Genomic DNA, 12,477 nt, shown 5'->3' with positions numbered 1-12,477 from the left:
GGTGTTCTCATTCAAGCGAAGGAAGGTAGCGGGCGAGAATAAAGACAACGCCTGCGCCGGTGTAGAGCGCGCGCATTGATATCACTCATGCCGCAAATTAATGACTGAATCGTTAACTTTTGGGGCGAGCGCCAATGATACATTCAGGCATAACTGTCGAAACAGGAAATCCACTGCGATGAAAATCACGCTGAACAAGATGCTCCTGGCCTCCACCCTGGCTGCGGCCATGGCCATCGGGCTGGCCAACGCCGCCGAAGCCCCACGGGTCGGCGTACGCGGCGCCATTACTGCGATGGACGGTGACGCGATGCACGTCAAGGTCAACAGTGGCGAAGAGGTTGTGGTGCATCTGACGCCGGCCACCCAGGTACGCGCCGTTACCTTGGCCAAGATCGATGAGATCAAGCCCGGCAGCTACATTGGCTCGGCGGCCATGCCGAACGCCGATGGCACCCTGACTGCGCTGGAAGTCCACGTATTCCCACCGGCCATGGCCGGCACGGGTGACGGGCACCGCGCGTTTGATTTGAAAGAAGGCAGCAGCATGACCAACGGCACGGTTGGCGACCTGGTGGTCAGCAACGGGCGCACCCTGACCGTGAAGTACAAAGGCGGCGAGCAGAAGATTGTGGTGCCGGATGATGTGCCAATCGTGAACCTGGAGCCGGGCGATCGCAGCTTGCTCAAGGCGGGCGTGAAGGTGGTGTTGTTTGCGGCGCAGGGCGCGGATGGGACCATTACGGCCCAGGCGATCTCGGCCGGCAAGGATGGCGTGACACCGCCGATGTAACGGACCCAACACAAAACAAATGTGGGAGCTGGCTTGTGTGGGAGCTGGCAAGCCAGCTCCCACATTTTTTACCGCGTACCTTCAGTTATTGACCCGAATAGATCTGGTCAAAAACCCCGCCATCATTGAAGTGGGTCTTCTGCACGGTACGCCAGTCACCAAAGGTCTTCTCCACCGACAGGAAGTCGACTTTCGGGAAGCGGTCGGTGTACTTGGCCAGCACTTTCGGGTCACGTGGGCGCAGGTAGTTGTTGGCGGCGATTTCCTGACCTTCCGGCGACCACAGGTACTTCAGGTAATCCTCGGCAGCCACACGGGTGCCTTTCTTGTCGACCACTTTGTCGACCACCGACACCGGCGGCTCGGCTTCGGCGGAGACGCTTGGGTAGATCACTTCGAACTGATCACGGCCGAATTCACGGGCGATCATTTCCGCTTCGTTCTCAAAGGTCACCAGCACATCGCCGATCTGGTTGGTCATGAAGGTGGTGGTAGCGGCACGGCCGCCAGTGTCCAGCACCGGTGCATGTTTGAACAATTCACCGACGAACTTCTTCGCCTTGTCTTCATCACCACCGTTTTTCAGCACATAACCCCAGGCCGACAGGTAGGTGTAGCGGCCATTACCCGAGGTCTTCGGGTTGGGCACGATTACTTGCACGCCATCTTTGAGCAGGTCGGGCCAGTCTTTCAGGGCTTTGGGGTTGCCCTTGCGCACGATAAACACGGTGGCGGAGGTGAACGGCGCGCTGTTGTTCGGCAGGCGGGTCACCCAGTTGTCCGGCACCAGTTTGCCGTTGTCCGCCAGGGCATTGATGTCGGTGGCCATGTTCATGGTGATTACATCGGCCGGCAGGCCGTCGATCACCGAGCGCGCTTGTTTGCTGGAACCGCCGAAGGACATCTGCAACGTCAGCTTGTCGTCCGGATGTTCGGCTTCCCAGTGCTTCTGGAAGGCGGCGTTGTAGTCCTTGTAGAAGTCGCGCATCACGTCGTAGGAGACGTTAAGCAGTGTGACCGGTGCGGCTTGCACGGCACCGGCCAGGGCCAGGCCCGCGGCCAGAAGAGAGGCGCTGAGGATTTTTTTCACTGCTCATTCCTTGTTGTTCGAGAGAAGAGTGGGGGCAATTTGCCAGCGACTATAGCCGGGCCTGCATAGGCGTTTAAAGATTAAAACGTACTGTGCTTATTCCACTTTATGAAACAGGTTGCTGCCGCAGCGCGAGCAAAACGCTGCGTTGGGTTCGTGGCTGTTTTTCTTGCACACCGGGCAATCGTGTTCCAGCTGCTCACCGCGCATGGCGCTGGCCAGTTCAGCGGTAAAAATCCCGGTGGGCACGGCGATGATCGAGTAACCGGTGATCATCACCAGCGATGAGATCACCTGGCCCAGCGGCGTCTTCGGCACGATATCGCCAAAGCCTACGGTGGTGAGGGTCACGATCGCCCAGTAAATGCCCTTGGGAATGCTGGTAAACCCGTGCTCCGGGCCTTCAATCACATACATCAGGGTGCCGAATACCGTCACCAGGGTGCACACGCTGACCAGGAACACCACGATCTTCTGCTTGCTGCCGCGCAGCGCCGCCATCAAGTAGTTGGCTTGCTTGAGGTAGGGGCTGAGCTTGAGCACGCGGAAAATCCGCAGCATCCGAATGATGCGGATAATCAGCAGGTATTGGGCGTCGCTGTAATACAGCGCGAGGATGCCGGGCACGATGGCCAGCAAGTCCACCAAGCCATAAAAGCTGAAGGCGTAGCGCAAGGGTTTGGGCGAGCAGTACAGCCGCAAGCCGTACTCGATGGCGAAGATCAGCGTGAAGCCCCATTCGATATAGGCCAACACATCGGCGTAGTTCTGGTGGATTTCGTCGATGCTGTCGAGCATCACGATCACAATGCTGGCAAGAATGATCAGTAGCAGGATGCCGTCAAAGCGTCGCCCGGCTGCGGTGTCGCTCTGGAATACCATGACATAGAGGCGCTGGCGCCAGTCGCTGTTGCTGTTCATAAAACCCGCCTGAATCGAATATCGAGCAAGCCTAGGGGGATTCGAACGGGCTGTCCACGCGGGCTTTGAACATCCGCTGCGTGGCGCGCACCAGCCAGCAGGCGAGGATAAACGGCGCAGTCAACGCGGGCAGGTGCAGGGTGGCAAAACCGGGTGTGAGGATAATCGCCAGCAGGATGCCCAGCAGTGGCAGCCACGGCTGGCGTCGTGACTGGCTCAAGGCCAGTGCCGCCAGCGCCGGGTTGTAGCTGTGCAGGCCGAGGAGGGCGCTGGCGGGCTCGTCGAGCAGTAGAGCGACCAGCACGCCAGCAGTAGCACCGACCAAGGCCCACAGGGCGGCGCGACGGTTGGCCAACAACAGGCCGACGGCAATCAAGACTCCCGCCAGTGGTTGGTCCAGCAGCATGACTTGCGCAAGGCCAATAAAGGGCGCGCTGACAATCGCAAAGAAGTTGGGCTCGACCAAGGCAAACGTAGGCTGAGGCGCGCTGCCGATCAACAGCCAACCCAGGCCGACAAAGGGCGCGGTGTACGCGGACAAGTCATCCGGGTGATGGGTATGTTTCAACCATAGCCGCGTTAGCATCGCACTCAGGCCGCCGCACGCCAGGATCAACGGCGGCAACAACGCAGACCAGGCGAAGTGCTGGCTGATCAACACACCCAGCAGCACGCCGTTGTAGCTATACAGGCCGGCCTGGCGCTCTGCCTTGGGATAACCCCGGCGCTGGGCCGTGAGCAAACCGGCGAGGCCGCCCAGCAACGCTCCGCCGAGCAAGGCCGGGGCGCCGATCAGGATGGCCAACAGGCACAGCAGGCCGCACAACGGCTGGCGCTGCAGGAATATCTGGCTGAAGCCGTTGAGCAGCGCTTCGGCCCAGTCGGGGCAGGTTGGGTTGTGCATGGTGGTTAGTCAGTGAGACCGAGTTGCCCTTATCGCAGGCAAGCCAGCTCCCACAGTTGGCTGTGTTCACACATAAAGAGGTGTGAACCCAATCAACTGTGGGAGCCGGGCTTGCCCGCGATGAGGCCCTTACAGACGCTAAATCAACGTCTCGATACGCAACGAATTGGTCGACCCCGGCTGCCCAAACGGCACGCCCGCGGTAATCACCAGGGTGTCCCCGCGCTGCGCCATGCCCTGCGCCTGGGCAATCTCCAGCGCCGTCGAGCACACCTCGTCCACCTGGCGCAGCCGGTCATTGACCACCGAATGCACGCCCCAGGCCACACTCAGCCGCCGCGCCGTGGACAGGTTCGGCGTGAGGTTGAGGATTGGCGCCACCGGCCGTTCCCGCGCCGCGCGCAGGCTGGAACTGCCGGACTCGCTGTAGTTCACCAGCACCGCCACTGGCAGGATGCTGCTGATGCGCCGGATCGCGCAGCTGATGGCGTCCGACACCGTGGCATCCGCCTTGGGCCGGCTCACATCCAGTTGCGTCTGGTAATCCGGGCCGTTTTCCACTTGGCGGATGATCTTGCTCATCATCTGTACGGCTTCGAGCGGGTATTCGCCCGAGGCGGTTTCGGCCGAGAGCATCACCGCGTCCGCGCCTTCGGCCACGGCGTTGGCCACGTCGGTCACTTCGGCGCGGGTCGGTGCCGGTGAGAAGCGCATGGATTCGAGCATCTGCGTGGCCACCACCACCGGCTTACCCAATTGGCGGCAGGTGCTGATGATGTCTTTCTGGATCTGCGGCACGCTCTCGGCGGGCACTTCCACACCCAGGTCGCCTCTTGCCACCATGATCGCGTCGCTCAGTTCGGCGATCTCCTGCAAGCGCAGCACGGCTGAGGGTTTTTCGATCTTGGCCATCAGGAAGGCTTTGTCGCCGATCAGTTCGCGGGCTTCGCGGATATCTTCCGGACGTTGCACAAACGACAGCGCCACCCAATCCACGCCCAGCTCCAGGCCGAAGCTCAGGTCGCGGCGGTCCTTGGCGGTCAGCGGGCTGAGTTCCAGCAGCGCTTGCGGCACATTCACGCCTTTACGGTCGGACAGCTCGCCGCCATTGAGCACGGTGGTGTCGATGGCGTCGGCATGTTTGGTGATCACGCGCAGGCGCAATTTGCCGTCGTCCAGCAGCAGGTCCATGCCCGGCTCCAGCGCCGCGATAATCTCGGGATGGGGCAGGTTGACCCGGCGCTGATCGCCCGGGGTCGGGTCCAGGTCCAGGCGCAGCGCCTGGCCGCGCACCAGTTGCACTTTGCCCTCGGCAAAGCGCCCGACCCGCAGCTTCGGCCCTTGCAGGTCCATGAGGATGCCCAGCGGGTAATTGAGCTGGCGCTCCACCTGGCGAATCCACTGGTAGCGCTGGGCGTGGTCGGCATGCTCGCCGTGGCTGAAGTTCAGCCGGAAGATATTCACCCCGGCTTCCACCAGCTCGCGGATGTCATCGATGCCGTCAGTGGCCGGGCCGAGGGTGGCGAGGATTTTGACTTTCTTGTCAGGCGTCATGTTTGGCAGTCTCAAGAATCAGGATGGCGCGCAAGTCATTGACATTGGTGCGGGTCGGCTCGGTGACGATCAAACCGTCGAGCGCGGCGAAGTAGCCATAGCCATTGTTGTTGTCCAGCTCGTCGCTGGCGCTAAGGCCCAGGGCTTCGGCGCGGCGGTAGCTGCACGGGGTCATGATTGCGCCGGCGTTGTCTTCGGAGCCGTCGATGCCGTCGGTGTCACCGGCCAGTGCGTAGACGCCGGGCAGGCCTTTGAGGCTGTCGGTCAGGCTCAGCAGGAATTCGGCATTGCGCCCGCCACGGCCATTGCCGCGCACGGTAACGGTGGTTTCACCGCCCGAGAGAATCACGCACGGCGCCGCCAAGGGCTGGCCATGCTGCACGATCTGCCGGGCGATACCGGCGTGTACCTTGGCCACGTCGCGTGCTTCACCTTCGAGGTCACCGAGGATCAACGGGCTGAACCCGGCCTGGCGAACTTTCACCGCTACCGCTTCCAGCGATTGCTGCGGGCGGGCGATCAATTGGAAGTGGCTGCGCGCGAGTACCGGGTCGCCGGGTTTGACGGTTTCCGAGGCGGGGTTCTGCAACCAGCTGCGCACCGATGCCGACGCCTCAATGTTGTAGCGCTTGAGAATCGCCAGAGCCTGCTGCGAGGTGCTCGGGTCGCCGACGGTGGGGCCGGAGGCGATCACTGTGGCCTGGTCGCCCGGCACATCCGAGATGGCGTAGGTGTACACCGTCGCCGGCCATGCGGCCTTGGCCAACCGGCCGCCCTTGATGGCCGAGAGGTGCTTGCGCACGCAATTCATCTCGCCAATGGTCGCGCCGGATTTGAGCAGGGCTTTGTTGATGGTTTGTTTGTCGGCCAGGGTGATGCCTTCGGCGGGCAGGGCCAGCAAGGCCGAACCACCGCCGGAGAGCAGGAAGATCACGCGGTCGTCTTCGGTGAGGTTGCTGATCAGTTCCAGCACACGCTTGGCGACGGCCAGGCCGGCCGCATCGGGCACCGGGTGTGCGGCCTCGACCACTTCGATTTTCTTGCACGGTGCGCCGTGGCCGTAACGGGTGACCACCAGGCCCGAGACTTCGCCCTGCCAGCAGTTTTCGACCACCAGCGCCATGGCGGCCGCGGCTTTGCCGGCGCCGATCACGATTACACGGCCGCTGCGGTCGGCGGGCAGATAAGGTTCAAGGACTTGTCGGGGGTGGGCGGCGTCGATGGCTGTGGCAAACAGCTCGCGAAGCAGGTGTTGCGGATCGACCGACATAAGCGGGCTCCCGGGGGATTCTTGTTATTAGAGTTAAGACTTGAAACGGGATCAAAATGTGGGAGCTGGCTTGCCTGCGATAGCGGTGTACCAGGCAATGAATGTCTAACTGAAAGACCGCTATCGCAGGCAAGCCAGCTCCCACATTGGCTTGCATTTCAAATTGGATTACTTATCGCGAATCGAAAAATTCGCCATATGCTCCAACCCTTTGATCAGCGCCGAGTGGTCCCAATTGCCGCCACCAATCGCCGTGCAGGTGCTGAACACCTGCTGCGTGCCAGCCGTGTTCGGCAGGTTGATCCCCAGCTCCTTGGCCCCGGCCAGCGCCAGGTTGAGGTCTTTCTGGTGCAGGTTGATGCGGAAGCCCGGATCAAAGGTGCCCTTGATCATGCGCTCGCCATGCACTTCCAGGATCTTCGACGAAGCAAACCCGCCCATCAGCGCTTCGCGCACCTTGGCCGGGTCGGCGCCGTTCTTCGCTGCGAACAGCAGTGCTTCGGCCACTGCCTGGATGTTCAGCGCGACGATGATCTGATTCGCCACCTTGGCGGTCTGGCCATCACCGTTGCCGCCGACCAGGGTGATGTTCTTGCCCATGGCCTGGAACAGCGGCAGGGCGCGTTCGAACGTCTGCGGCTCGCCACCGATCATGATGCTCAAGGTGCCAGCCTTGGCGCCGACTTCACCGCCGGAGACCGGCGCGTCGAGGTATTGCGCGCCGGTTGCATTGATCTTGGCGGCAAAGGCTTTGGTGGCGGTGGGGGAGATCGAACTCATGTCGATCACTACTTTGTTGGGTGACAGGCCGGCGGCAACACCGTCGGCGCGGAACAGCACATCGTCCACCTGTGGGGTGTCGGGCACCATCACGATTATGAACTCGGCTTCCTGGGCGACTTGCTGCGGGTTGGCCAAGGCCACCGCGCCGGCCGCGATCAGGGCTTCGGGCGCCTTGCCGTGATGCTCGGACAGGAACAGTTGGTGGCCGGCCTTTTGCAGGTTGGCGGCCATGGGTTGGCCCATGATGCCGGTGCCGATAAATCCGATTTTAGCCATGATCAACATCCTCTTTTTATTCTAGGTGCAGGGCGGACACGGTCCACCAAACACTGAAGATCCAAATGTGGGAGCTGGCTTGCCTGCGATGGCATCACCCGGTTTTGCCCGATACACCGCAGTGTCTGCATCGCAGGCAAGCCAGCTCCCACATTCTGTTGTGTTGTTGTGTTGTGTCAGTTAGATGGCGTTATGGGTCTTGAGCCAACCCAGTCCCGCTTCGGTGGTGGTCAGCGGCTTGTACTCACAGCCGACCCAACCGGTGTAACCAATCCGATCCAGATGCTCGAACAGGAAGCGATAGTTGATCTCCCCGGTCCCCGGCTCGTTACGCCCAGGGTTGTCGGCCAACTGGATGTGGTTGATCTCACCCAGGTGCGCCGCCATGGTCCGGGCCAGGTCGCCTTCCATGATTTGCATGTGGTAGATGTCGTATTGCAGGAACAGGTTGGCGCTGCCCACCTGCTCGCGAATCGACAGGGCCTGCGCCGTGTTGTTCAGGTAGAAACCCGGGATGTCGCGGGTGTTGATCATCTCCATCACCAGCTTGATGCCCGCCGCTTGCAGCTTGTCGGCGGCGTACTTGAGGTTGGCGACAAAGGTCTTTTCCACGGTTTCATCATCCACACCGGCGGGGCGAATCCCGGCCAGGCAGTTGATCTGGGTGTTGCCCAGCACCTGGGCGTAGGCGATGGCCAGCTTGACCCCGGCACGGAACTCCTCGACCCGGTCCGGGTGGCACGCCAAACCGCGCTCGCCCTTGGCCCAGTCACCGGCCGGCAGGTTGAACAGCACTTGGGTCAGGCCGTTGGCATCCAGCTGCGCCTTGATCTCGGCGGAGCTGAACTCGTACGGGAACAGGTATTCCACACCCTGGAAGCCGGCGTCGGCGGCCGCTTTGAAACGGGCGAGAAAGTCCTGCTCGGTAAACAGCATGGACAGGTTGGCGGCAAAACGCGGCATAGGGTTCTCCTTAATCGAGCAGGGAAATGGCAGTCGGCGCGTCGTTGCCGACCAGGGCCAGATCTTCGAATTCGTTGACGGCGTTGATCTCGGTGCCCATGGATATATTGGTCACGCGTTCCAGAATAATCTCAACAATCACCGGAACCTTGAATTCTTCGATCATTTCCTGCGCCTTGCGCAACGCCGGCTGGATCTGGCCCGGCTCGAATACGCGCAGCGCCTTGCAACCCAGGCCTTCGGCGACAGCGACGTGGTCGACGCCATACCCGTTGAGTTCCGGGGCGTTGAGGTTGTCGAAGGACAGCTGCACGCAGTAGTCCATTTCAAACCCGCGCTGGGCCTGGCGAATCAGGCCCAGGTAGGAGTTGTTCACCACCACGTGGATGTACGGCAGCTTGAACTGCGCGCCCACCGCCAGCTCTTCGATCATGAACTGGAAGTCATAGTCGCCCGACAACGCCACCACTTTGCGGCTCGGGTCGGCCTTGACCACGCCGAGTGCCGCCGGAATGGTCCAGCCCAAGGGGCCGGCCTGGCCGCAGTTGATCCAGTGACGTGGCTTGTACACGTGCAGGAATTGCGCGCCGGCAATCTGCGACAGGCCGATGGTGCTGACGTAACAGGTGTCTTTGCCGAACACCTGGTTCATCTCTTCGTACACGCGTTGCGGCTTGACCGGCACGTTGTCGAAGTGGGTCTTGCGGTGCAGGGTGGCCTTGCGCTGCTGGCAGTCATGCAGCCAGGCGCTGCGATCCTTGAGCTTGCCGGCGGCTTTCCACTCGCGGGCCACTTCAATGAACATCGTCAGCGCAGAACCGGCGTCGGACACTATGCCCAGGTCCGGCGTGAACACGCGGCCAATCTGCGTCGGTTCGATGTCGACGTGAATGAACGTGCGGCCTTCGGTGTATACCTCCACCGAACCGGTGTGGCGGTTGGCCCAGCGGTTGCCGATGCCCAGCACCACGTCCGACTTGAGCATCGTTGCGTTGCCATAACGGTGCGAGGTTTGCAGGCCGACCATGCCCACCATCAGCGGGTGATCGTCCGGGATCGTGCCCCAGCCCATCAGGGTCGGGATCACCGGGATGCCGGTGAGTTCAGCAAATTCAACCAGCAACTCGCTGGCGTCGGCATTGATTACGCCGCCACCGCTGACCAGCAAGGGGCGTTCGGCCGCATCCAGCAGCGCCAGGGCTTTTTCCACCTGGATGCGCGTAGCCAAGGGCTTGGCCAGCGGCAGTGGCTGGTAGGCGTCGATATCGAATTCGATCTCGGCCATCTGCACGTCGAACGGCAGGTCGATCAGCACCGGGCCAGGGCGGCCGGAGCGCATTTCATAAAAGGCTTTCTGGAACGCGTAGGGCACTTGGCCGGGCTCCAGAACAGTGGTCGCCCACTTGGTCACCGGCTTGACGATGCTGGTGATATCCACGGCCTGGAAGTCTTCCTTGTGCATCCGTGCACGTGGGGCCTGGCCGGTGATGCACAGAATCGGGATCGAGTCGGCCGAGGCGCTGTACAGGCCGGTGACCATGTCGGTGCCCGCCGGGCCGGAAGTACCGATGCACACGCCGATATTGCCGGCCTTGGTGCGGGTGTAGCCCTCGGCCATGTGCGAGGCGCCTTCAACGTGGCGAGCAAGGACGTGATCGATGCCACCGACCTTCTGCAAGGCCGAATACAGCGGGTTGATCGCGGCGCCCGGGATACCGAAGGCGGTGTCCACGCCTTCACGGCGCATTACCAGGACGGCGGCTTCGATTGCTCTCATTTTGCTCATGGTTTTGGTGCCTCTTGCGTTTTGTAATTGTATACAAGTGGTGTCTGGACAAAGTGTATTCACGGCGAGCGGCGAAGGTCAATGCATTTTGCAAAGTGGCCATGGCGTTCGTCGGAAGCACTTTTTTCGACGTGTGGAGCCTTTGTGTGAAAATATTGTATACAAAAATAAATGTCATTGTGTTCTATTTGTTTGATCGAGCATCTGATCAAACAGACCTCCACCGCATTCCCAATAACAAAAGAAGGACGGCACCATGAGCGCTTTAACCTTGAAACTTGCCACCCAACTGGCCAGTCAGGCCCTCACCGCAGGCCGCACGATCTCGGCTGCGCCGCTGACCATCGCGGTGCTCGACAGCGGCGGCCACTTGATCACCCTGCAACGCGAAGACGGCGCCAGCCTGCTGCGCCCACAAATCGCCATCGGCAAGGCCTGGGGCGCGATTGCACTGGGCAAGGGCTCGCGCCTGCTGGCGCTGGACGCACAGCAGCGCCCGGCGTTTATCGCCGCGTTGAACAGCCTGGGGCAGGGCAGCGTGGTGCCGGCACCGGGTGGTGTGTTGATACGGAATCAGGACGGGCTGGTGCTGGGGGCGATCGGGGTCAGCGGAGATACCTCGGATATTGATGAGCAATGCGCGATTACGGCGATCGAGGGGGTGGGGTTGTTGGCGGATGCGGGGGTTTCTGCTTGATTCTGTGGTGACTGTAAGGGCCTCTTCGCGAGCAAGCCCGCTCCCACACTTGGCTGCATTCCAAAGGTGGAACTCGGTCAAGTGTGGGAGCGGGCTTGCTCGCGAAGGCGGCGACCCGGTCTTGGCTTTAAACCCAAATCGCATCCCACAACGGATAGTCGCCAATCCGCTCTACCAACCCTGCTCGCAGTGGATTGGCCACCACATACCTGGCCATTTTTACCAAATCATCCTCCCTGCGCAGTGCCCGATCATGAAAACCGGTTTGCCAAAGCCGGCCCTTGCGCCCGGTTGCACCATTCACCGATCGCGTACTTTTGGATTTCACCTGACACATCAAATCCCCCAACGAGCCTTTTTGCAGTTCGATCAGCCAGTGGAAATGGTCTGGCATCACCACCCAAGCCAATGAATTAGCCAGGCCTTGGTATTGGGCCAGTCTGAACTGCCAGACCACCAGGCGGCCGAGGTGAAAGTCGCCGAATAGTGGGACTCGCTCCTGGGTGTTGGTGGTGATCAGGTAGACGCGGTTCGGTTCGCTGAACCGCCCGATGCGCAGGCGGTGTGAAGTCGCTAGATCAGGCATTCCATGGCCTCTCTTCAGATGGGTTCTGAGAGGCTAGATCTCGGTGGCTGATGCTGATCGGCAGGCTTTTGGCAGGATGTGTCTGGATGGGCGCTTTCGCGAGCAAGCCCGCTCCCACATGGGGTCTGCGGTGTTAATACAATTTATGTCTCGCGCGGATCAAAATGTGGGAGCGGGCTTGCTCGCGAATAGCACCGGCACCTCGGCCCATCAACCCAACTCACACCCCTTCAACACCAACCGAATAATCGTTTGCGCCGCCGCCTCATAATCCGCCTCATCCAGCTTGGCTTTGCCGGTCACCGCCGATATCTGCCAGTCAAAATCGGCATACGTCTGCGTCGCCGCCCAGATGCTGAACATCAGGTGGTTGGGGTCTATGGCGGCGATCAGGCCGCGATCTACCCAGCTTTGGATGCAGTTGATGTTGTGTTTGGCCTGGGCGTTGAGCTGCTCGATCTGCTCGGGGCTCAGGTGCGGGGCGCCGTGCATGATTTCGCTGGCAAACACCTTGGACGCAAACGGCAAATCGCGGGAGATGCGGATTTTCGAGCGGATGTAGTTGCTCAGCACCACCGCCGGCTCGCCCTCGGGGTTGAACGGTGTGGAGGCGGCCAGGATCGGCTCGATAATGCTTTCGAGCACCTCGCGGTAGAGGTTGTCCTTGGACCTGAAGTAGTAATAGACGTTGGGCTTGGGCAGCCCGGCCTTGGCGGCGATGTCGCTGGTTTTGGTCGCGGCGAAGCCCTTGTCGGCAAACTCCTCGCTGGCCGCCCGCAGGATCTTTTCTTTATTGCGCTCGCGAATGGTGCTCATAAACCAGGAGTTTCCTTGCCAGATCGGCGGTTGTGCAT

At 61.1% G+C, this 12,477-nt stretch carries 12 protein-coding genes; 2 read left to right on the top strand and 10 right to left on the bottom strand.

What is annotated here, in order from left to right; genetic code table 11:
- Positions 1-178 precede the first annotated feature (178 nt).
- Entirely contained in the window at positions 179-793 is a 615-nt protein-coding gene (locus ACQY47_RS05695) for a DUF5666 domain-containing protein (protein WP_017136233.1), read from the top strand.
- A gap of 85 nt (positions 794-878) precedes the next feature.
- Here the strand turns inward: ACQY47_RS05695 and ACQY47_RS05690 are convergent, their stop codons facing one another.
- The 8 genes from ACQY47_RS05690 to gcl all read right to left on the bottom strand — a co-directional run bounded on the left by ACQY47_RS05690 (position 879) and on the right by gcl (position 10,340).
- Entirely contained in the window at positions 879-1,883 is a 1,005-nt protein-coding gene (locus ACQY47_RS05690; protein WP_170039947.1) for a sulfate ABC transporter substrate-binding protein, read from the bottom strand.
- Positions 1,884-1,979: 96 nt separating this feature from the next.
- On the bottom strand, positions 1,980-2,804 hold the full coding sequence (locus ACQY47_RS05685; protein WP_017136235.1) for an ion transporter: 825 nt from the start codon (positions 2,802-2,804) through the stop codon (positions 1,980-1,982).
- Positions 2,805-2,835: 31 nt separating this feature from the next.
- Positions 2,836-3,708, bottom strand: coding sequence for an urea transporter (locus ACQY47_RS05680; RefSeq protein ID WP_428556402.1), 873 nt, complete (start codon positions 3,706-3,708; stop codon positions 2,836-2,838).
- Positions 3,709-3,846: 138 nt separating this feature from the next.
- Positions 3,847-5,262 (bottom strand): pyruvate kinase, encoded by a 1,416-nt coding sequence (pyk, locus tag ACQY47_RS05675; protein ID WP_236446631.1) that lies wholly within the window; start codon positions 5,260-5,262, stop codon positions 3,847-3,849.
- Complete coding sequence (locus ACQY47_RS05670) at positions 5,252-6,532, bottom strand: glycerate kinase type-2 family protein (RefSeq protein WP_017136237.1); 1,281 nt, start codon at positions 6,530-6,532, stop codon at positions 5,252-5,254. Before ACQY47_RS05670 ends, pyk begins: the two co-directional genes overlap by 11 nt.
- Positions 6,533-6,700: 168 nt before the next feature.
- Positions 6,701-7,591, bottom strand: coding sequence for a 2-hydroxy-3-oxopropionate reductase (locus ACQY47_RS05665; RefSeq protein ID WP_428556398.1), 891 nt, complete (start codon positions 7,589-7,591; stop codon positions 6,701-6,703).
- Between the two features lie 180 nt (positions 7,592-7,771).
- Complete coding sequence (gene hyi, locus ACQY47_RS05660; RefSeq protein WP_017136239.1) at positions 7,772-8,554, bottom strand: hydroxypyruvate isomerase; 783 nt, start codon at positions 8,552-8,554, stop codon at positions 7,772-7,774.
- A 10-nt stretch (positions 8,555-8,564) separates the two neighbouring features.
- Positions 8,565-10,340 carry a glyoxylate carboligase gene (gene gcl, locus ACQY47_RS05655; RefSeq protein WP_099549032.1) on the bottom strand — a complete coding sequence of 592 codons (1,776 nt, stop codon included), beginning with the start codon at positions 10,338-10,340 and terminating at the stop codon, positions 8,565-8,567.
- A 256-nt stretch (positions 10,341-10,596) separates the two neighbouring features.
- Here gcl and ACQY47_RS05650 point away from each other — a divergent pair, with 256 nt between their 5' ends.
- On the top strand, positions 10,597-11,037 hold the full coding sequence (locus ACQY47_RS05650; protein ID WP_428556393.1) for a GlcG/HbpS family heme-binding protein: 441 nt from the start codon (positions 10,597-10,599) through the stop codon (positions 11,035-11,037).
- A 127-nt stretch (positions 11,038-11,164) separates the two neighbouring features.
- On the opposite strand, the gene ACQY47_RS05645 is transcribed toward ACQY47_RS05650, so the two are convergent.
- Both ACQY47_RS05645 and ACQY47_RS05640 read right to left on the bottom strand, forming a co-directional pair.
- Entirely contained in the window at positions 11,165-11,623 is a 459-nt protein-coding gene (locus ACQY47_RS05645; protein WP_099549031.1) for an REP-associated tyrosine transposase, read from the bottom strand.
- Between the two features lie 210 nt (positions 11,624-11,833).
- The gene (locus ACQY47_RS05640; protein ID WP_428556390.1) at positions 11,834-12,439 is read right to left on the bottom strand and encodes a TetR/AcrR family transcriptional regulator; all 606 of its coding nucleotides are present in this window, start codon (positions 12,437-12,439) and stop codon (positions 11,834-11,836) included.
- Between the last annotated feature and the right edge of the window lie 38 nt (positions 12,440-12,477).

Source organism: Pseudomonas edaphica (assembly GCF_965277385.1).
GTDB lineage: Bacteria > Pseudomonadota > Gammaproteobacteria > Pseudomonadales > Pseudomonadaceae > Aquipseudomonas > Aquipseudomonas edaphica.
This window is presented reverse-complemented; position numbering and strand designations above follow the sequence as displayed.

What these genes read in the sequence shown, in the direction of transcription:
- ACQY47_RS05650 (WP_428556393.1), top strand. Translation starts at nt 10,597, where the DNA reads ATGAGCGCTTTAACCTTGAAACTTGCCACCCAACTGGCCAGTCAGGCC.
- ACQY47_RS05685 (WP_017136235.1), bottom strand. Translation starts at nt 2,804, where the DNA reads ATGAACAGCAACAGCGACTGGCGCCAGCGCCTCTATGTCATGGTATTC.
- pyk (WP_236446631.1), bottom strand. Translation starts at nt 5,262, where the DNA reads ATGACGCCTGACAAGAAAGTCAAAATCCTCGCCACCCTCGGCCCGGCC.
- ACQY47_RS05670 (WP_017136237.1), bottom strand. Translation starts at nt 6,532, where the DNA reads ATGTCGGTCGATCCGCAACACCTGCTTCGCGAGCTGTTTGCCACAGCC.
- ACQY47_RS05640 (WP_428556390.1), bottom strand. Translation starts at nt 12,439, where the DNA reads ATGAGCACCATTCGCGAGCGCAATAAAGAAAAGATCCTGCGGGCGGCC.
- ACQY47_RS05695 (WP_017136233.1), top strand. Translation starts at nt 179, where the DNA reads ATGAAAATCACGCTGAACAAGATGCTCCTGGCCTCCACCCTGGCTGCG.
- gcl (WP_099549032.1), bottom strand. Translation starts at nt 10,340, where the DNA reads ATGAGCAAAATGAGAGCAATCGAAGCCGCCGTCCTGGTAATGCGCCGT.
- ACQY47_RS05665 (WP_428556398.1), bottom strand. Translation starts at nt 7,591, where the DNA reads ATGGCTAAAATCGGATTTATCGGCACCGGCATCATGGGCCAACCCATG.
- ACQY47_RS05645 (WP_099549031.1), bottom strand. Translation starts at nt 11,623, where the DNA reads ATGCCTGATCTAGCGACTTCACACCGCCTGCGCATCGGGCGGTTCAGC.
- ACQY47_RS05680 (WP_428556402.1), bottom strand. Translation starts at nt 3,708, where the DNA reads ATGCACAACCCAACCTGCCCCGACTGGGCCGAAGCGCTGCTCAACGGC.
- hyi (WP_017136239.1), bottom strand. Translation starts at nt 8,554, where the DNA reads ATGCCGCGTTTTGCCGCCAACCTGTCCATGCTGTTTACCGAGCAGGAC.